This is a genomic window from Methylobacterium sp. NPDC080182 (assembly GCF_050281105.1).
GTDB lineage: Bacteria > Pseudomonadota > Alphaproteobacteria > Rhizobiales > Beijerinckiaceae > Methylobacterium.
Map to the genome: position 1 here is coordinate 96,857 of NZ_JBNNWO010000015.1, position 19,490 is coordinate 116,346.

Below are 19,490 nucleotides of genomic sequence, written 5' to 3' on the forward strand. Positions count from 1 at the left end.
GCATGGCCGACGCGCCCGATTACGCGGCCTTCGCGGCGCGCTACGAGGCCGGGCAGCCGAGCCTCGTGGCGGTGAGCCTCGTCGCCGATCTCGAGACGCCGGTGGCGGCGTTCCTCAAGCTGCGCGCTGGCCATGCCGGGCCGGCCTTCCTGCTCGAATCGGTCGAGGGCGGCGCCGTCCGCGGCCGGTACTCGATGATCGGCCTCGATCCGGACCTGATCTGGCGCTGCCGGGCGGGCGCGCCCGCGATCGCGCGCGGGGCCGATCTCACGCGGTTCGAGCCGGATTCGCGGGCGCCGCTGGCGAGCCTGCGGGCCCTGATCGCCGAGAGCGCCATCGGCGAGTCGGACGGCCAGGACCTGCCGCCGATGGCCGCCGGCCTGTTCGGTTACCTCGGCTACGACATGGTCCGCGCCATGGAGCGGCTGCCGGAGCCGAACCCGGATCCGCTGGGCGTGCCGGACGCGATCCTGGTGCGTCCCCGGGTGATGGTGGTGTTCGATTCGATCCGCGACGTCATCACGGTCGTCTCGCCGATCCGGCCCGCCCCCGGCACCGCGGCCCGGGCCGCCTACGAGGACGCGCTGCAGCGCGTCGACCGGGTCGCCGCCGCCCTCGAGGGCCCGCTGCCGATCGAGGCGCGGGTGGACCTGTCGGCGGTCGCCCCGCCCGAGCCGGTCTCGAACACGCCGCCGGACGATTTCTTCGCCATGGTGGCGCGCGCCAAGGAGTACATCGTCGCGGGCGACGTCTTCCAGGTGGTGCTGTCCCAGCGGTTCTCGGCGCCGTTCACGCTCCCGGCCTTCAGCCTGTACCGCTCGCTCCGGCGGACCAACCCGGCGCCGTTCCTCTGCTACCTCGATTTCGAGGACTTCCAGATCGTCTGCTCCTCGCCGGAGATCCTGGTGCGGGTGCGCGACGGCGTGGTCACGGTCCGCCCGATCGCGGGCACGCGTCGCCGCGGCGCGACCCCGGCCGAGGATTCCGCCCTCGCCGAGGAGCTGCTCGCCGACCCGAAGGAGCGGGCCGAGCACCTGATGCTGCTCGACCTCGGCCGCAACGACGCCGGCCGGGTCTCGCGGATCGGCAGCGTCCGCGTGACCGACTCGTTCTTCATCGAGCGCTACAGCCAGGTCATGCACATCGTGTCGAACGTCGAGGGGGACCTCGACCCGCGCCACGATCCCCTGGACGCCCTGGCGGCGGGATTCCCGGCCGGCACGGTCTCGGGCGCCCCGAAGGTGCGGGCCATGGAGATCATCGACGAGCTGGAGCGCGAGAAGCGCGGGCCGTACGCGGGCTGCATCGGCTATTTCGGCGCGCGGGGCGAGATGGACACCTGCATCGTCCTGCGCACCGCGGTGGTGAAGGACGGGACCATGCACGTCCAGGCCGGGGCCGGGATCGTCTACGATTCCGATCCCGCCTCCGAGCAGCAGGAATGCGTCAACAAGGCCAAGGCGCTGTTCCGGGCTGCCGAGGAGGCGGTGCGCTTCGCCGCGCAGGCGAAGCGCGGGCAGTAGCGCGGGCCGTAGGGCGGACGCGCGGCTGCGCCGCCGTCCGACGCCGACGGTTGACCGCGCGGGTGCGAGCGGTCACATCGCCTGCATGCCCGAGCGTGCCGCCGCGATGCCCAACGTCCTCGTCATCGACAACTACGATTCCTTCACGTGGAATCTCGTGCATCTGATCGGGCCGCTCTGCGGCGCGGTCGAGGTCGCGCGCAACGACGCGCTCACGATCGCCGACATCCGCGCCAAGGCGCCCGACGCGATCGTGCTGTCGCCGGGGCCGTGCACGCCCACGGAGGCGGGGATCTGCCTCGACGTGGTCCGCGACCTGTCCGAGGAGATCCCGATCTTCGGCGTGTGCCTCGGCCTCCAGGCGATCGGCCAGGCCTTCGGCGGCGACGTCGTGCGGGCGCCCCTGCCGCTCCACGGCAAGGTCTCGACCATCCGGCACGGCGCGCGCGGCCTGTTCCGCGGCCTGAACGACAGTTTCGAGGCGACGCGCTACCACTCCCTGGTGGTCGACCGCGCGACCTGCCCGACGGCCCTGCGGGTCACCGCCGAGGCCGACGGCCTGATCATGGGCCTGGAGCACGCCGACCGGCCGCTCCACGGCGTCCAGTTCCATCCCGAGAGCATCCGGTCGCAGCACGGCACGGAGATCGTGAAGAACTTCCTCGATCTCGCCGCCGCCTGGAACACGGCGCGTGACAGGACGCGTGCCGACGTGCATTGACGCCGGGGGCCGGGGCGGCCCTCCGTAAGAACCCATGGACAGCTTCAGACCCCATCTCGCGAAGGTCGCCGGGGGCCTCGCCCTCGACCGCGCCGAGGCCCGCGCCGCCTTCGACGACCTGCTGTCGGGCGAGGTCACGCCGGTCCAGGCCGGCGCCTTCCTGACCGCCCTCAAGGTGCGCGGCGAGACCGTCGAGGAGATCGTCGGCGCGGCCGAAGCCATGCGGGCGCGCATGACCCGCGTCGCGGCGCCCGCGAACGCCGTCGACGTCGTCGGCACCGGCGGCGACCATTCCGGCAGCGTCAACGTCTCCACTCTGGCGGCGATCGTCGTGGCCGCCTGCGGCGTGCCGGTGGCCAAGCACGGGAACCGGGCGGCGACCTCGCGCTCCGGCGCCGCCGACGTGCTCGCGGCCCTGGGCGTGCGGCTCGGGCTCGACCCCGCCGCGCAGGCCCGCTGCCTCGCCGAGGCCGGACTCTGCTTCCTGTTCGCGCAGGCCCACCACCCGGCCATGCGCCACGTGGCGGCGGTCCGGTCCGAATTGCCCGTGCGGACGATCTTCAACCTGCTGGGGCCGCTGAGCAACCCGGCCGGCGTCGGCTATCAGCTCTTCGGCGTCGCCCAGGCGGCCCTCGCGGAGCCGCTGACGCGGGTCCTGGCCGAGCTCGGCAGCCGCCGGGTCTGGACCGTCCACGGGTCCGACGGGCTCGACGAGATCACCGTCACGGGCCCGACGCGGGTGGTCGCCCTCGACGAGGGGCGGCTGTCCCACTTCACCATCGACCCGCGCGACTTCGGTCTGGCGCTGCGCGCGCCCGAGGAGCTGCGCGGCGGCGACCCGGCCGACAACGCGCGGTCCCTGGAGGCCGTCCTGGCGGGTGCGCGGAACGCCTACCGGGACATCGCGGTCCTCAACGCGGGGGCGGCGCTCGTGGTCGCGGGGGCCGCGCAGGCCCTGGCGGCCGGCGTCGCGCAGGCGCAGGATGCCGTCGATTCCGGGGCCGCCCGGGCGACGCTCGCCCGCCTCGTCCGGGCCTCGAACGACCACTCCAACGGGCAGGAGGGCCGATGAGCTCGCTGACGCACGAGGCGACCCCGGAGACCGGCACCGGGACGCCGACCGAGCGGCCGAACGTCCTCGCCCGCATCGAGGCCTACAAGCGCCGCGAGATCGCCGAGGCGAAGCTGCGGGTGCCGCTCGCCAAGCTGGAGCGGAAGGTCGCGCAGGCGGAGCCGGTGCGCGGCTTCGCGGCGGCGATCCGGAGCCACCTCGCCGCGGACCGCCCGGCGCTCATCGCCGAGGTGAAGAAGGCCTCGCCCTCGAAGGGCCTGATCCGCGCCGATTTCGACCCGGCAAGCCTCGCCGCCGCCTACGAGGCCGGCGGCGCCACCTGCCTGTCGGTGCTGACCGACGAGCCCTCGTTCCAGGGGCGGCCGGAGTACCTGACGGCGGCGCGCGCCGCCTGCGCGTTGCCCGTCCTGCGCAAGGATTTCCTGTTCGAGCCCTATCAGGTCTACGAGGCCCGGGCCTGGGGCGCCGACTGCATCCTGGTCATCATGGCCTGCCTCGACGACGACGAGGCCGTCGCCCTGGTCGAGACGGCGCACCTCCTCGGGATGGACGTCCTGGTCGAGGTGCACGACGAGGCCGAGCTGGCGCGGGCCATCCCCCTCGGCACGGCGCTGATCGGCATCAACAACCGCAACCTCAAGACCTTCGAGGTCTCGTTCGAGACCGCGATCCGGCTGGCGCCGGGGATCCCGGCGGACCGGATCGCCGTGGCCGAGAGCGGGATCGGCGACCACGCCGACGTGGTCCGGCTGCGCGACAACGGCCTCGGCGTGGTGCTGGTCGGCGAGAGCCTGATGCGGCAGCCGGACGTCGCGGAGGCGGCCCGCGCCCTGCTGTTCGGCGCCGCGGAGGCCAAGGGCGGCAAGCCGCGGAAGAAGGCGTAAGGCATGCGGCCGGGCTCGACGCTGACCCATCTCGACACCAGCGGCGCGGCCAACATGGTCGACGTCACCGACAAGCCCGCCACCGACCGGACCGCCCGGGCGGAAGGCCAGATCGTGATGAAGCCGGAGACCCTGGCCCTGATCCGCGAGGGCGACGCTAAGAAGGGCGACGTGATCGGCACGGCCCGGCTCGCCGGCATCATGGCGGCCAAGCGCACCCACGAGCTGATCCCGCTCTGCCACCCGCTGCTGCTGTCGAAGGTGCGGGTCGAGTGCGAGCCCGACGACGCGCTCCCGGGCCTGCGCATCGCCGCCGAGGTCCGGGTCCAGGGCCCGACCGGCGTCGAGATGGAGGCGCTGACCGCCGTCTCGGTGGCGTGTCTCACGGTCTACGACATGGTGAAGGCGGTCGATCGCGGCATGCGGATCGAGGGAATCCGGCTGACCGCCAAGGACGGGGGCCGCTCGGGCACTTACCGGGCCCCGGCGGAATGAGCGGCCTGATCCCGGTCGCCGAGGCGCTGGCGCGGGTGCTCGCGAGCGTCGCCGCGCCGGTCGAGCTGGAGACTGTCCCGCTGGCGCAGGCCTGCGGCCGGACGCTCGCCGCGGACGTCGTCGCCTCACGGACCCAGCCGCCGTTCCCGGCCTCCGCCATGGACGGCTACGCCGTGCGCGGCGCCGACGCCGGGGAGGTCGGGGCGCTCCTGCGGCTGATCGGCGCCAGCGCGGCCGGTCACGGCTTCTCCGGCCGCATCGGCCCGGGCGAGGCGGTCCGGATCTTCACCGGGGCGCCGGTGCCGGAGGGCGCGGACGCGATCCTGATCCAGGAGAACGCCGCCGCCGAGGCGGGCGCGGTGCGCGTCCTGGAGCCCGTGGAGCCGGCGCGATTCATCCGCCGGGCCGGCCTCGACTTCACCGCCGGCGAGACCCTGATCCCGGCCGGCATGAGCCTGGACGCGCGGCGGCTGGCGCTCGCCGCGGCGGCCGGCCATCCGCGCCTCACGGTCCGCCGCCGGCCGCGCGTCGCGATCCTCGCCACCGGTGACGAGCTGGTGGAGGCGGGCGCGGCGCCCGGCTGGGACCAGATCGTCGCCTCCAACAGCCTCGCGCTCGGTGCCCTCGCCGCGGAGGCGGGCGCCGACATCGTCGATCTCGGCATCGCGGGGGACGACCACGACGCCCTGGCGGACGCGTTCCGTCGCGCCCGCGCGGCGCGGGCCGACCTGCTGATCACCCTCGGCGGCGCCTCCGTCGGCGACCACGATCTGGTTCAGGCCGCGCTCGCCAAGGAGGGGTTGGAGCTCGGCTTCTGGCGGGTCGCCCTCCGGCCGGGCAAGCCGCTGATGCACGGCCGCCTCGGCGACATGCTGGTCATCGGGCTGCCGGGCAACCCGGTCTCGTCCATCGTGTGCGGGCTCCTGTTCGTGGTGCCCGCCATCCGCGCGCTCCAGGGTGATCCGCGGGCCGGTGCCGACCGGAGCGAGCCGGCGACGCTCGGCCGCGACATGCCGGAGAATGACGGCCGGGCCGACTACATGCGGGCGAGCCTCGCCCTCGAGCCCGACCGTCTACCGGTCGCGACCGCCGAGCGACGTCAGGACTCGTCGATGCTCGCCGTCCTCGGACGGTCCGAAGCCCTGCTGATCCGCGCCCCGCACGCGCCGGCCGCGCGCGCCGGCGATCCCTGCCGGATCATCCGCCTCGATCGGCGCCTGCTCTGATCGTCTGGGCGCGACGCGCCAGACCTTGAGGGGACCGGGCACGTCCAGCGGCACGAGGCGCGCGCTCCGGGCCGCGCCCGCGGCGAGCCGTGTGGCGAACGCCGTCTCCGCCTGAAGGTTCGCGGCCGGCCGGGCCGGGCAGGCGACGAGGTAGCGGACGTCGAACGCCGTCAGCACCCGGTCGAGGTCGGCCTCGGTGCCGCCCAGCCCCTCGATCGCCGCTTTGAGGCCGGGAATGGCCCGGTGATAGGGCGCGGCGACGATGCTGTGCGGGGTGCGGAGGAGGATCGACGGCCCCATGAAGATCGGGGCGAGCACGGTGCCTTCCGGCAGGTGCGCCAGGGGGCGGACCGCGGCGTCGCCGAGGCAGGCATTCGTCTCGGCCGCGTCGGGCGCGTTGCGCAGGCCGGGCGCGAGGGTCTCCGCCAGGAGCGCCGGGATCATCCAGAGGCTGCTGACCATCGCGGCGCCGAGGAGCGCGACGGGCCAGCGCCGCGCCCCGGCCGGCAGGGCTGCCCGTGCCAGCGCGCGGTCGAGGACCACGCCCGCCACCAGCGGCACGAAGCCGGAGACGATGTAGAGTCCGCGGAACTGCGCGACGCCGAGGATCAGCCCCGGCCACAGGAACAGCGCGACCACCGACCAGGCCCGGCGTTCGGGACCGCGCCACGCCATCCTGGCGGCCGTGAGGCTCGCCAGGATCACGACCGGGTAGAAGACCAGCGCCTGCCACTGGCCGCGGGCCACGAACTTCGCCAGCGGCGCCATCTCGTTGACCGTGAGCAGCCAGTGGATCCGCACCAGCGGCGGCATGTCGGGGAACGGGCCGCCGAGGCAGGACGGGAAGGCGGCGACGAATCCGGCCAGCAGGACGCTGCCCGCGAGGCCCGCCAGGGCGAGGCGCGCCGGAACCGTCGCGAGGCGCTCGCCCGCGCCGGCGGCGATCGCGGCGAGGGTGAGGCCGCCCAGGGTGAGCCAGAGCCAGGGTGGCGAGAGCGCGTCGCAGTGGGAGACACCCCAGAGCGAGGGGGCCGTCTGGACGGCGAACAGCGCGGGGGCGGCGAGGCCGAGACCCAGGCCGAAGCCCGCGAGCGACGCCAGCGCGGGCCGTCCGCGCAGGCACCAGTCGCCCGTGAGGAAGAGGGCCGCCAGCGCGACGAAGGGCAGGCCCTCGAGCCCGATCGCCAGCGACACGGCTGCCAGGATCCCGCCGATCACGCCGGGTCGCAGGCCCCCGCGGATCATGCAGAAGGCGAGACCGAGGATCGAGAGGATCTGCAGATTGTGGTGGTCCACCCGCCCCGCCTGGAACTGGATCGTCACACCGAAGGTCTGCGTGGCCGCGATCACGGCCAGGAGCGCGGCGCGGCTGCCGAAGCTGTGCCGGACCCCGCGATACAGGAGCCAGCCGTAGACCCCGAAGAGCAGCACGGGCCAGAGTGCCGCCGTCAGGCCCTCGGCGAGCGCGGGGCCCGTCAGGGGCGTGAGCGCCAGGATCAGGCCGGCGATGGGCGCGTCGACGAGGCGCGACCAGTGGCTCGGCACGCCGCCCGGGGGCAGGAATCGGTACTGGACGTTGTCGTACCAGCCCTGGCCGGCCAGCAGGTCGCGCACTTCCACGAGGCGCATCGCGTCGTCGGTATCCGGGACGCGCAGGTGCTGGACGGTTTCCCAAACCGCGTGGGGCGCGTTCATCGTCGCGATGCAGAGGGCGGCGAGGATCCACAGCAGCGTGCGGGCCTCGATCCGCCCGCGCGGTCGGGAGAGGGGTAGCGCCGGAGCCGGCATGGTTGGTGGATCACCCGGGCGGGCGGTCGATGCCCTCGCCGGCATGCTCGCGCGGTTCCGCTTAACGCGCGGTCAAAGGGCACCGGATGCGCGGCCCGGCCGTCGATCCGGCCCCGCGGCGCCAGCGATTCCTTAACCACGACCGGGCATCCTGGCGACCGGTCGGCGTCCTGCGCGTCGCGCGCCGCACCAATCGCCGGAGCATGGGATGAGCCACCACACCGAGACGCTGGTGATCGGCGCCGGGCCCGCGGGTCTGACTGCCGCCTACCTGCTGTCGAAGAAGGGCCGCTCCGTCACCGTCCTGGAGCGGGATCCGGCGCAGGTCGGAGGGATCTCGCGCACCGTCTCGCACAACGGCTACCTGTTCGACATCGGCGGCCACCGGTTCTTCTCGAAGTCCCAGGCCGTGGTCGATCTCTGGGACGAGATCCTCCCCGACGACTTCATCGAGCGCCCGCGCCTGTCGCGGATCTACTATCGCGGGCGCTACTACGCCTACCCGCTGAAGGCCTTCGAGGCTCTGCGCAACCTCGGGATCCTCACCAGCGCGGCCTGCGTCGCCTCCTACCTCTACGCCCGCCTGCGGCCGGTGGCGGAGCCCAAGACCTTCCATGCCTGGGTCCGCAACCAGTTCGGCGAGCGCCTGTTCTCGATCTTCTTCAAGACCTACACCGAGAAGGTGTGGGGCATGTCGTGCGACGCCATCTCGGCCGACTGGGCGGCGCAGCGCATCAAGGGGCTCGACCTCGGCGCGGCGATCCGCGACGGCATCAAGCGGTCGCTGGGCCTGCGCAAGGCGCCGAAGGCCGGCGGTTCGGTCATCAAAACGCTGATCGAGTCGTTCCGCTATCCCCGCCGCGGCCCCGGCATGATGTGGGAGGCGGCAGCCGCCAAGATCCGCGCCCAGGGCGGGCAGCTGAAGCTCGACCGCGGCGTCGACTCCCTCAGCTACGACGCCGGCACCGGCATCTGGACGGTGGCGGCCCGCCGCTCGGACGGCAGCCGCGAGACCTTCACGGCCCGCAACGTCGTCTCGTCCGCGCCGGTCCGCGAGCTCGTCGACGCCATCCGCCCGCGGCCGCTCAGCACCTTCAACGCCCGGGCGCTGAAGTACCGCGACTTCCTGACGGTGGCGCTCATCGCCAAGTCGGACAAGAACTTCCCCGACAACTGGATCTACATCCACGACCCGTCGGTGAAGGTCGGCCGGGTGCAGAATTTCCGCTCCTGGTCGCCCGAGATGGTGCCGGACGCGGACCACACCTGCCTGGGCCTGGAGTATTTCTGCTTCGAGGGCGACGGCCTCTGGAACGCCGACGATTCGGAGCTGGTGGAGCTCGCCAAGCGCGAGATCGGTCAGATCGGCCTGATCGACCCGTCCGACGTCGTCGATGCCTGCGTGGTCCGCCAGCCGAAGGCCTACCCGGTCTACGACGAGGAGTATGCCGGCCACGTCGTCACCGTGCGGCGGGAGCTGGAGCGGGATTTCCCGAGCCTGCACCTCGTGGGCCGCAACGGCATGCACAAGTACAACAATCAGGACCACGCGATGATGACCGCGATGCTGACCGTGGAGAACATCCTCTGCGGCCGGCGCCGGCACGACGTCTGGCGGGTGAACGAGGACGCCGAGTACACCGAGTCCGGGGTGTCGGGGGCCGACGTCGCCCTGGGCAGCGAGCGCCTCGTCCCGCGCAAGGTGGCCTGAGGCCGGTTCCGGTCGGCCTCCCGTCTTTGCGAGCGAAGCGAAGCAATCCAGGGCGGCGCTGAGCGCCTCGAAGTCGCGCTGCCCTGGGTCGCTTCGCTTCGCTCGCGATGACGGAGGGTGCGACCCCACTGAGGTGACGATCGGAAACCCCGCGGACAGCGACAGGGCTCCTGCCGCGTCACCGGCGCGGCTTGCCGGTCTCTGCGGCGCCCCTATCGTTCCTTCCCGGTAATGCCCTGGTCCAAGGGCCGCCGGGAGGATTCTATCGATGCGATCTCTGCTTCTCGCCGCGCTCTTCGCGGGCGTGGCCATGCCGGCGGCGGTGCTCCCCGCCCTGGCGCAGGGTGCGGCCCCTGCCGAGACCAAGGCCAAGACCGACGACCTCGAGAAGCTCGAGGGCTTCCACAGCACGGACACCCAGGCCGCCGCCGAGATCCCGCAGACCGGCCGTCGCGCCGACGCGATCCGCAAGAACCTGTCGAAGGTCAAGCTGCCGGACGGCTTCAAGATCGACCTGTACGCGGTGGTGCCGGATGCCCGCGCCATCGCGGTCGGTCCCAATGCCGGGGTGCTGTTCGTCGGCACGCGCAAGAGCAAGATCTACACGGTCACCGACCGCGACAAGGACCGGGTCGCCGACGAGGTCCGCCCCTTCGCGCCGGGCATCACGTTCAAGATCCCGAACGGCGTCTGCTTCTCGAAGGACGGCGTGCTCACCGTGGTCGAGCAGAACCGCGTCCTGGCCTTCCCGGCCGCCGAGTTCTTCTACGAGAACCCGGACGTCGCCGCCGGCGTGCTGGTCAAGCAGGGACAGCTGATCCCGGCCTCCGAGGAGAGCTTCAACCACACCGCCCGGGTCTGCCGGGTCGGGCCGGACGGCAAGACCTACATCGCGCTCGGCCAGCCCTACAACGTGCCGCCCGCCGAGAAGGCGGACCTCTACAAGAAGACCGGCATCGGCGGCATCATCCGCATCGACGCCGACGGCAAGAACCGCGAGGTCTACGCGACCGGCATCCGCAACTCCGTCGGGATGGATTTCAATACCGACAAGTCGCTGTGGTTCACCGACAACCAGGTCGACGGCATGGGCGACGACAAGCCGCCGGGCGAACTGAACCGCTCCACCAAGGCGGGCGAGAATTTCGGCTTCCCGTGGTTCGGCGGCGGCTCGGTCCGCACGGTCGAGTATAAGGACCAGACTCCGCCGGCCGACGCCGTCGCCCCGCAGGCCGAGCTGCCGCCGCACGCGGCCGATCTCGGTATGACCTTCTACAACGGCAAGCAGTTCCCGGCCGCCTACAAGGGCGGGATCTTCATCGCCGAGCACGGCTCGTGGAACCGCACCGAGCCGGTAGGCGCCCGGGTGATGTTCGCCAAGCTCGGGGCCGACGGGAAGGTCGAGTCGGTCAAGCCGTTCGCGGAAGGGTGGCTCACCGGCGACGGCGAGTATCTCGGCCGCCCGGTGGACGTCGCGGTGATGCTCGACGGCTCGCTACTCGTCTCCGACGACTCCGCCGGGGCGATCTACCGGATCTCCTACGAGAAGTAGTCTCTTGTGACCTGGCGCCTCTCCGCTCGTGAGGCGCCAGGTCGCGGAAAGCCGCAACGCGCCCTCTCTGACGTTCGGGAGAGGGCGCGCGCGTCCCCTTCCGACGCGAGCGGACAAGTCTTCACTGATCTCAGAGTTCGAGCCCGCCCGATGATCCGCCCGCTTCTCCTCCTCGTCGCCACCCTCGTCCCGCTCTCGGCTCAGGCCGGCGACGCGGCCGCGGGCAAGAAGCGCGCGACCGCCTGCCAGACCTGCCACGGGATGGACGGGCTCTCGAAGCTACCGGAGGCGCCGAACCTCGCCGGGCAGGTCGAGCCCTACCTCGTGAAGGCGCTCACCGAGTACCGCGACGGCAAGCGGCAGAACGAGATCATGAACGTCGTGGCGAAGGAACTGTCGGACGCCGACATTGCCAATCTGGCGGCGTACTACGCGGGCATCCAGATCGACGTGCTGCCGCCGGGGTAAGCGGCACCACCGTCATTGCGAGCGCAGCGAGGCAACCCAGGGCGGCGGGCCATTGACGAGCGTCGCGCACCTGGTTTGCTTCGCTCCGCTCGCAAAGACGCGGTGGATCAATCGTCCATCTTCAGGGCGGCGATGAACGCCTCCTGGGGGATCTCGACGCGCCCGAACTGGCGCATCTTCTTCTTGCCTTCCTTCTGCTTGTCGAGAAGCTTGCGCTTGCGCGAGATGTCGCCGCCGTAGCACTTGGCGGTGACGTCCTTCGACAGCGCCCGGATGGTCTCGCGGGCGATGATCTTGCCGCCGATCGCCGCCTGGACGGGGATCTGGAACAGGTGGCGGGGGATCAGGTCTTTCAGCTTCTCGCACATGGCCCGGCCGCGCGACTCGGCGCGGGTGCGGTGGACCAGCATCGAGAGGGCGTCCACCGGCTCGGCATTCACCAGGATCGACATCTTCACGAGGTCGCCCTCGCGGTAATCCGACACGTGGTAGTCGAACGAGGCGTAGCCCTTCGAGATCGACTTCAGCCGGTCGTAGAAGTCGAAGACGACCTCGTTCAGCGGCAGGTCGTAGACCACCATGGCGCGCTTGCCGACGTAGTTGAGGTCGATCTGCACGCCGCGGCGGTCCTGGCAGAGCTTCAGCACGCCGCCAAGATACTCGTCGGGCGTCAGGATCGTGGCGCGGATCCACGGCTCCTCGATCGTCTCGATCTTCATGATGTCCGGCATGTCGGCCGGGTTGTGCAGCTCCTTGGTCTCGCCGTCGCGCATCTTCAGGTGGTAGACCACCGAGGGCGCCGTGGAGATCAGGTCGAGGTTGAACTCGCGCTCTAGCCGCTCCTGGATGATCTCCAGGTGTAGGAGCCCGAGGAAGCCGCAGCGGAACCCGAAGCCCAGCGCCGCCGACGTCTCCATCTCGTAGGAGAACGAGGCGTCGTTGAGCCGGAGCTTGCCCATGGCGGAGCGCAGGTTCTCGAACTCGGCCGCGTCCACCGGGAACAGGCCGCAGAACACCACCGCCTGGACCTCCTTGAAGCCCGGCAGCATCTCGGTGGTCTGGCGCTTGTCCTCGGTGATCGTGTCGCCGACGCGGGTGTCGGCCACCTCCTTGATCGAGCCGGTGAAGAAGCCGACCTCGCCCGGTCCCAGCGCGTCGATGTCGGCCATCTTCGGCCGGAACACGCCGATCCGGTCGACGCCGTAGACGGCGTCGGCACCCATCATGCGGATGGTCATGCCCTTCTTGAGGGTGCCGTCGATGATCCGCACCAGCACCACGACGCCGAGATAGGCGTCGTACCAGCTGTCCACGAGCAGCGCCTTCAGGGGCGCGTCGCTCCTGCCCTTCGGCGGCGGCAGGCGGGTGACGATCGCCTCCAGCACCGCCTCGATGTTGAGGCCGGTCTTGGCCGAGATCGGCACGGCATCGGAGGCGTCGAGGCCGATCACCTCCTCGATCTGCTCCTTGACCCGGTCCGGCTCGGCGGCGGGCAGGTCGACCTTGTTGAGGACCGGGACGATCTCGTGGTTGGCGTCGAGCGCCTGGTAGACGTTGGCGAGCGTCTGCGCCTCGACGCCCTGCGAGGCGTCGACCACCAGGAGCGAGCCCTCGCAGGCGGCGAGCGAGCGCGAGACCTCGTAGGCGAAGTCCACGTGGCCGGGCGTGTCCATCAGGTTCAGGACGTAGTCCTTGCCGTCCTGGGCCTTGTACTCCAGGCGCACGGTCTGCGCCTTGATGGTGATGCCGCGCTCCTTCTCGATGTCCATCGAGTCGAGCATCTGCTCGCTCATGTCGCGGAGCGCGACCGTGCCGGTGGCCTGGATCAGCCGGTCGGCCAAGGTCGATTTGCCGTGGTCGATATGCGCGACGATCGAGAAGTTGCGGATGGTGTCGATCGGGGCTGTCATCGGCATTCCGTTCGGGCGCGCGCCGGCGCGCACCGTCTGACGTCGGGACGTGTTCGGATGGAGCGGCTCCCGCGCGAGATAGCAGCGCGGCGGGAAGGCGCCAAGCGCGGCCTGAGCGCCCGGGGGGGAGCGGGCCCGGTCGGTGATCGCACGCAAGCGAACGGGGGCCGGAACGGGCCGGCCCCCGGGTCACGATCGTGTCTGGCGCCGAGGAGCGATCCGGCTCAGCGACCGCGGTCGCGGATCAGTCGCTCGATCTCGGCCTCGCCGTGGGAGCGCGCCTTGGCCTCGGTCGGATGCTTCCGGTCCGAGCGCTGGTGCAGCTTGCCGTGCTTGCGGATGCTCCACTGGAACAGGGAGCCGCTCTCGCCGACCGGCTCCACGTCGAGGCTGAAGGGGTAGGTATCTGTCTGGGTATCGCTCATGGGGCCGATATGGGGCGGTCAGCGACCTTTCGCCATGCCTGATCGCCAAGTCCTTGCGCGTTTACGCGTCCGCACCGGTCGCGCGCGCCCGCGCGGCCATGGCAACGAGGCTTTTGCGCAGCGCACCCATGTCGGTGACGCGCTCCGGATAGGGGACGCGCACCGTGCGGTCGGCCGCCATCAGGTCCATGCCCTCGGGGTCGAGGCCGGTGAGTCGCCAGGGCAGGTCGGCCGCGCCGCCGGCGCCGGCAGCGTAGAGCGCCAGCGCGTCGGCGTGGTCGGCGTTCATGTGCTCGACGGCGCCCCGCTCGCCCGCCACGATCGCCTGCGCGTCCGAGAGGTCGAGGAGGAGCTGGTCGCGGGTCAGGGTCGCGGCCTTGGCGAAGCCGCCATTGAGGTGGCCGGCCTCCGGCGCCAGGGCGAAGAAGCCGAAATCCGGGAAATCGGCGTAGAGCTTGGCCTTCGGGTGCCGGGCCAGGAACCGCTCCCTGGCCCGCGCCTCGGCGGTCTGCAGAGCGCGTCCGACCACGGTTAGGCGGGGATGGGCGAGGGGATCGCCCTTGCCGCCCTGCGAGAACAGCAGCGAGCAGCGCGGGTCGGCGAGCAGGTTGCGGGTGTGGGCCGACAGCCGCGACAACAGCATCAGCGGCGTGCCGTCCGCGTCGGTGGCGATGGTGACGAGGGAGGCGAAGGGCGTGCCGTCCGGCTCCAGGGTCGCGAGCGCCCCGGACCGGACGCTGCGCAGGAGCGTGCGCGCCAGGCCGATCGCGTCGAACGGCGCCGCCTCGGCCGGCAGCGGACGGGCCGGTCCGCCCGCGCCCGGACCCGTGTCGATCGTCTCGCCCATGCGCGATTCCTCCCCTCCGGACAGCCGCCCGGTTTCGCCGCCACGTTAGCGGTGCAGCGTCGGCGGCGCGAGGCACCGCGACCGCGTCAGATGGGCCGCGGAAGGACCGGTGCGCTCCCGTGTTACGGCCAAGCTATGACCGCCGCTCGCTTTTTCCGATCGGCCGTACTAAAGCACCTGTCCCTTTGCGTGTGCCGGGCTGCGCCCAAACTGCCCGGTTCGCGTTTTTGTCTGCCCCCTCGGGGCCGGGACGTGGCGCGGCCTGTGCGAAGAGCCGGGACCGCGCCTGAGCCCGTTCAGTCAGGGACCGCGCATGCCGACCATCGCCCTCGTCGACGACGACCGGAACATCCTCACCTCTGTGTCGATTGCGCTGGAGACCGAAGGCTACCGCATCCAGACCTACACGGACGGGGCCTCCGCGCTGGACGGTCTGCGCCACTCCCCGCCCGATCTCGCGATCTTCGACATCAAGATGCCGCGCATGGACGGGATGGAGCTTCTCCGACGCCTGCGGCAGAAATCTGACCTTCCCGTGATCTTTCTGACGTCGAAGGACGAGGAGATCGACGAGCTGTTCGGCCTCAAGATGGGCGCAGACGACTTCATCCATAAGCCGTTCTCGCAGCGCCTGCTGGTGGAGCGGGTGAAGGCGGTGCTCCGGCGCTTCGCCAAGGAGGCCCCCGGCAGCACGCCCCGCGGCGAGGCCGAGGTCGCGGCCCGGTCGCTCGAGCGCGGCGCGCTGATGATGGATCCCGAGCGGCACACCTGCACGTGGAAGGGCGAGCCGGTGACGCTGACGGTCACGGAGTTCCTGATCCTCCAGGCGCTCGCCCAGCGCCCCGGCGTCGTGAAGAGCCGCAACGCGCTCATGGACGCGGCCTACGACGACCAAGTCTACGTCGATGACCGGACCATCGACAGCCACATCAAGCGGTTGCGGAAGAAGTTCAAGGTCACCGACCAGAGCTTCGACATGATCGAGACGCTCTACGGCGTCGGCTACCGCTTCAAGGAGGCGTGATCTCCAGGATCAGCCCCGTGGCCGCACGTACCCAGACCCAGACCGAGGATGCCCCGCCCCGCGCCTCCCTGGCCCAGACCCTGTCCCGACCGCTCGGCTGGCCCCGCGCCGTGTGGGAGGCGGTCGGCCAGCGCGCCTCGTCGAGCCTGACGCGCCGCATCGTCGTCCTCAACCTCGTCGGGCTGATCGCGCTCCTCGTCGGGTTCCTCTACCTCAACCAGTTCCGCCAGGGCCTGATCCAGGCCCGGATCCAGAGCCTCGCCATCCAGGGCGAGATCATCGCGGGGGCGATCGCCGCCTCGGCCTCGGTGGACACCGACACGATCCGCATCGATCCCGACAAGCTGCTCCAGCAGCAGGCCGGCGAGGCGGCGGAGGAGGAATCGCAGCCGCTCGCCTTCTCGCTGAACCCCGAGAAGGTGGCGCCGCTGCTGTCGCGCCTCGTGACGCCGACGGGCAACCGCGCCCGGGTCTACGACCAGGAGGGCGGCCTCCTGTTCGACACCCGCACCCTGTTCAAGCGCGGCGATGCCAGCCGGCCCGACCCGCTCGAGCCGAAGCCCCACAAGCCCGGCATCCTCGAATCCGCCTTCGAGGCGGTCCAGTCCAAGCTCGGCGGCCTGTTCCGCAGCCGGTCCGAGACCACCGAGGAGACGGGGCCGGTGAACGGGCACTCGCTCCGGGAGGTCCAGGCGGCGCTCGGCGGCAATCGCGGCAGCCTCGTGCGCCGGAACAAGCTCGGTGAGACCACCGTCTCGGTGGCGGTGCCGATCCACCGGGCGGGCTCGGTCCGCGGCGCCCTCTTGATCTCGACTCAGGGCGACGCCATCGACCGGGTCATCGCTTCGGAGCGGTTCGGTCTGCTGCAGGTCTTCCTCGTCGCCTCGGCGGTGATGGTGGTGCTCTCGTTCCTGCTGGCGGGTGCGATCGCGGGACCGGTCCGCCGCCTCGCGGAGGCCGCCGAGAAGGTCCGCATGGGTATCAAGACCCGCGAGGAGATCCCGGACTTCACCGAACGCACGGACGAGATCGGCCACCTGTCGGGCGCCCTGCGCGACATGACTCAGGCCCTCTACCGGCGGATCGACGCGATCGAGAGTTTTGCGGCGGATGTCAGCCACGAGTTGAAGAACCCGCTGACCTCGCTCCGTAGCGCGGTCGAGACACTGCCGCTCGCCAAGACCGACGAGTCCCGTGGCCGGCTGATGGCGATCATCCAGCACGACGTGAAGCGCCTCGACCGTCTGATCAGCGACATCGCCGACGCCTCGCGCCTCGACGCGGAGCTCGCCCGCGCCGAGGCCCGGCGCGTGGATCTCCGGCGGCTGCTCACCACCGTCGTGTCGGTCGCCAACGAGCGCCGGCGCCCGAAGGATTGCCTGATCCAGCTCGACGTCGAGGCGACGGGCTCGGAGCAGGACGCGCCGTTCACGATCATCGGCCACGACAGCCGGCTCGGGCAGGTGGTCAACAACCTCCTCGACAACGCCCGCTCGTTCTCGCCGACCGACGCGAAGGTCCGGGTCGTGCTGCGCCGCGTGCGCGGCGAGGTCGAGATGATCTGCGAGGACGAGGGACCTGGCATCCCGGAGCACGCCCTGGAGCGGATCTTCGAGCGCTTCTACACCGACCGGCCGGAGCAGGGTTTCGGCCAGAATTCCGGCCTCGGCCTGTCGATCTCCCGCCAGATCGTCCAGGCCCATCGCGGCACGATCCGCGCCGAGAACCGGCCCGGCGCCCCCGACGAGGACGGCGAGCCGACGGTGCGCGGCGCCCGCTTCATCGTGCGCCTGCCGGCGGCGCCGCGGCAGCTTCACGCCTGATGGTCACCCTGCACGGCGCCTGCGTCGCACTGTGCGGGGCCGGGATCCTGATTCGCGGTCCCTCGGGTGCGGGCAAGTCGAGCCTCGCGCTCCTGCTCTCAGCCGCGCCGGACGGGGCCTTCGTGGCGGACGACCGGGTCGTCTGCGCGATTCGCGACGGGCGTATCACGGCCGGTCCTCATCCCGCGCTCGCCGGACGTGTCGAGGTCCGCGGCCAGGGGATCCTGTCGGCGGCCGATCTCGGTCTGGCGGTGCGGCCGGAGGCGGTGCTGCATCTCGCCGTCGACCTGGTGGAGACGGCACCGCGCCTGCCCGAGCCGCCGGAACCCGCCGACATCCTCGGCCTCGCCGTTCCGCGCCTCGTCCTCGATCGGGGTGCGCGGGCGGCCGGCATCGCACCGCTCCTAGTCCGTGCGGCGCTGCGAAAGCCGCGGCCGTGACTTCGCAGCCGCACAGGCGCCTCGATTCGCCCAAGACTGGTATCCCCCATGGCGCACACGCGGCGGCCGTGGCATGATCGCACCAATGTCCGGGCAAAAAAGTCGCGATCGCCTTGTGGGGGGCTGTGCGATGCACAACATGGCGGCACACACAGGACGTTGGAACACGTGTCGATGATTGGCATGGTGCTCGTCACCCACGGACTCCTGGCGACCGAGTTCAAGGCCGCGCTGGAGCACGTGGTCGGTCCACAGGATCAGATCGAAACGATCACGATCGGGCCGGAGGACGATATGGAGCTGCGACGCCGGGACATCATGTCCGCGGTCTGTCGCGTGAATACCGGGGACGGTGTGGTGGTGCTGACCGACATGTTCGGGGGCACGCCGTCGAACCTCGCGCTGTCCTGCATGAACGGCGGATCGGTGGAGGTCGTGGCGGGGATCAACCTGCCGATGCTGATCAAGCTGGCTAGCGTCCGCGACGAGGAGAAGCTCGGCGACGCCGTGCTGCACGCGCAGGAAGCCGGCCGCAAATACATCAACGTCGCCTCGCGCGTCCTGGCGGGCAAGTAGTTCTCCGGGATCAGGCTTCCAGGACGGCCGCCGGCGGAGCCGCGCGCCGCGCGCTCACGGTGATTCCCACCGATGCCGCGATCACCAGCGCGATCGCCAGCCACTGGACGGCGCTGATTCGCTCTCCCAGCAGGACCAGACCCGCGCAGGCCGCCACGGCGGGCTCCAGGCTCATCAGAACGCCGAAGCTCTTCCGGTCCAGGCGGCGCAGGGCGACCATCTCCAGCGAGTAGGGCAGGGCGCTCGACAGCAGCGCCACCGCGAAGCCGGCGATGAGGAGTCCGGGCGCGAGCAGGGCCGGTCCGGCCTCCGCCACGCCGAACGGCGCCACGACGAGGGCCGCCGTCAGCATGCCCAGGGACACGGCCTGGCCGCCGTCGATCCGCCCCGCGCGCTGCCCGAACAGGATGTAGAGCGCCCAGCACAGGGCCGCGCCGAGATCGAGGGCGACGCCGACCGGGTCGAGGCCGTCCGCGCCGGCGATCGGCAGCAGCAGCGCGAGCCCGGCCACCGCCACGCCGATCCACAGGAAATCCGAGCGGCGGCGCGACGCGATCAGCGCGACCGCCAGCGGCCCGACGAACTCGATGGCCACGGCCGGTCCGAGCGGCAGCCGTGCCAGCGCGAGGTAGAACAGGAGGTTCATCAGCCCGAGGGCCGTCCCGTAGAGGGCGATCCAGCCGGCCTCGCGTGCCGGGAGGCTGCGCCGCCAGGGCCGCCAGACGGCGATCAGGATCAGCGCCGAGAAGCCGACCCGGAGGGCCGAGGTCCCCGCCGCGCCCAGCGCCGGGAACAGGCTCTTGGCGAAGGTCGCGCCGCACTGGAGCGACACCATGCCGGTGACCAGCGCCGCCACGGACAGCACCGTATCGCCGAGGCCGAACCTGTTGCGTGACACGGGGGCGACATTCCTGAGGACCGGGACCCGGCGCGGGCATAGCAGATGCCGGGGCCGCCGCGGCCCACGCTCGACCTCATGGCACACGCCATCCTCGCGCACGGCTC

17 protein-coding genes are annotated in these 19,490 nt (G+C 71.4%); 13 read left to right on the forward strand and 4 right to left on the reverse strand.

The window, feature by feature from the left end:
• The first annotated feature begins 2 nt into the window (after nucleotides 1–2).
• The 9 genes from trpE (at nucleotide 3) to ACQKQD_RS24720 (ending at nucleotide 11,440) form a co-directional block, all read left to right on the forward strand.
• The gene (gene trpE / locus ACQKQD_RS24680) at nucleotides 3–1,523 is read left to right on the forward strand and encodes an anthranilate synthase component I (RefSeq protein ID WP_042672234.1); all 1,521 of its coding nucleotides are present in this window, start codon (nucleotides 3–5) and stop codon (nucleotides 1,521–1,523) included.
• A 106-nt stretch (nucleotides 1,524–1,629) separates the two neighbouring features.
• Nucleotides 1,630–2,244: an anthranilate synthase component II gene (locus ACQKQD_RS24685; protein ID WP_042672235.1), complete on the forward strand. Its 615-nt coding sequence runs from the start codon at nucleotides 1,630–1,632 to the stop codon at nucleotides 2,242–2,244.
• A 34-nt stretch (nucleotides 2,245–2,278) separates the two neighbouring features.
• Nucleotides 2,279–3,316 (forward strand): anthranilate phosphoribosyltransferase, encoded by a 1,038-nt coding sequence (gene trpD / locus ACQKQD_RS24690; RefSeq protein WP_427509825.1) that lies wholly within the window; start codon nucleotides 2,279–2,281, stop codon nucleotides 3,314–3,316.
• Nucleotides 3,313–4,200, forward strand: a complete 888-nt coding sequence (gene trpC, locus ACQKQD_RS24695; protein WP_091680767.1) for an indole-3-glycerol phosphate synthase TrpC — start codon at nucleotides 3,313–3,315, stop codon at nucleotides 4,198–4,200. The genes trpD and trpC overlap by 4 nt, the downstream gene beginning before the upstream one ends.
• Before the next feature lie 3 nt (nucleotides 4,201–4,203).
• The gene (moaC, locus tag ACQKQD_RS24700) at nucleotides 4,204–4,695 is read left to right on the forward strand and encodes a cyclic pyranopterin monophosphate synthase MoaC (protein WP_020094615.1); all 492 of its coding nucleotides are present in this window, start codon (nucleotides 4,204–4,206) and stop codon (nucleotides 4,693–4,695) included.
• Nucleotides 4,692–5,921, forward strand: coding sequence for a molybdopterin molybdotransferase MoeA (locus ACQKQD_RS24705; RefSeq protein WP_427509826.1), 1,230 nt, complete (start codon nucleotides 4,692–4,694; stop codon nucleotides 5,919–5,921). Before moaC ends, ACQKQD_RS24705 begins: the two co-directional genes overlap by 4 nt.
• Before the next feature lie 1,996 nt (nucleotides 5,922–7,917).
• Entirely contained in the window at nucleotides 7,918–9,420 is a 1,503-nt protein-coding gene (locus tag ACQKQD_RS24710) for an NAD(P)/FAD-dependent oxidoreductase (protein ID WP_427509827.1), read from the forward strand.
• 268 nt (nucleotides 9,421–9,688) lie between these two features.
• The gene (locus tag ACQKQD_RS24715) at nucleotides 9,689–10,972 is read left to right on the forward strand and encodes a PQQ-dependent sugar dehydrogenase (protein ID WP_132366472.1); all 1,284 of its coding nucleotides are present in this window, start codon (nucleotides 9,689–9,691) and stop codon (nucleotides 10,970–10,972) included.
• A 150-nt stretch (nucleotides 10,973–11,122) separates the two neighbouring features.
• Nucleotides 11,123–11,440: a c-type cytochrome gene (locus ACQKQD_RS24720; protein ID WP_427509828.1), complete on the forward strand. Its 318-nt coding sequence runs from the start codon at nucleotides 11,123–11,125 to the stop codon at nucleotides 11,438–11,440.
• 107 nt (nucleotides 11,441–11,547) lie between these two features.
• On the opposite strand, the gene lepA is transcribed toward ACQKQD_RS24720, so the two are convergent.
• The 3 genes from lepA to ACQKQD_RS24735 all read right to left on the reverse strand — a co-directional run bounded on the left by lepA (nucleotide 11,548) and on the right by ACQKQD_RS24735 (nucleotide 14,622).
• The gene (lepA, locus tag ACQKQD_RS24725) at nucleotides 11,548–13,350 is read right to left on the reverse strand and encodes a translation elongation factor 4 (protein ID WP_042669970.1); all 1,803 of its coding nucleotides are present in this window, start codon (nucleotides 13,348–13,350) and stop codon (nucleotides 11,548–11,550) included.
• Nucleotides 13,351–13,574: 224 nt separating this feature from the next.
• Nucleotides 13,575–13,775 (reverse strand): hypothetical protein, encoded by a 201-nt coding sequence (locus ACQKQD_RS24730; RefSeq protein ID WP_010682254.1) that lies wholly within the window; start codon nucleotides 13,773–13,775, stop codon nucleotides 13,575–13,577.
• A gap of 61 nt (nucleotides 13,776–13,836) precedes the next feature.
• Nucleotides 13,837–14,622 carry a HugZ family protein gene (locus ACQKQD_RS24735; RefSeq protein WP_091680758.1) on the reverse strand — a complete coding sequence of 262 codons (786 nt, stop codon included), beginning with the start codon at nucleotides 14,620–14,622 and terminating at the stop codon, nucleotides 13,837–13,839.
• Between the two features lie 313 nt (nucleotides 14,623–14,935).
• On the opposite strand from ACQKQD_RS24735, the gene ACQKQD_RS24740 reads away from it, so the two are divergent.
• From ACQKQD_RS24740 to ACQKQD_RS24755, 4 genes are all read left to right on the forward strand, one after another.
• Entirely contained in the window at nucleotides 14,936–15,646 is a 711-nt protein-coding gene (locus ACQKQD_RS24740) for a response regulator transcription factor (protein WP_020094607.1), read from the forward strand.
• A 68-nt stretch (nucleotides 15,647–15,714) separates the two neighbouring features.
• A complete protein-coding gene (locus tag ACQKQD_RS24745; protein ID WP_419149864.1) occupies nucleotides 15,715–17,469 on the forward strand; it encodes a stimulus-sensing domain-containing protein in 1,755 nt (584 codons plus the stop codon).
• Nucleotides 17,469–17,909: an HPr kinase/phosphorylase gene (locus ACQKQD_RS24750; protein ID WP_427509829.1), complete on the forward strand. Its 441-nt coding sequence runs from the start codon at nucleotides 17,469–17,471 to the stop codon at nucleotides 17,907–17,909. Before ACQKQD_RS24745 ends, ACQKQD_RS24750 begins: the two co-directional genes overlap by 1 nt.
• Before the next feature lie 174 nt (nucleotides 17,910–18,083).
• Nucleotides 18,084–18,485, forward strand: a complete 402-nt coding sequence (locus ACQKQD_RS24755) for a PTS sugar transporter subunit IIA (protein ID WP_010682249.1) — start codon at nucleotides 18,084–18,086, stop codon at nucleotides 18,483–18,485.
• Nucleotides 18,486–18,495: 10 nt separating this feature from the next.
• Here ACQKQD_RS24755 and ACQKQD_RS24760 read toward each other — a convergent pair whose 3' ends face one another.
• The gene (locus ACQKQD_RS24760) at nucleotides 18,496–19,383 is read right to left on the reverse strand and encodes an EamA family transporter (protein WP_020094603.1); all 888 of its coding nucleotides are present in this window, start codon (nucleotides 19,381–19,383) and stop codon (nucleotides 18,496–18,498) included.
• Between the last annotated feature and the right edge of the window lie 107 nt (nucleotides 19,384–19,490).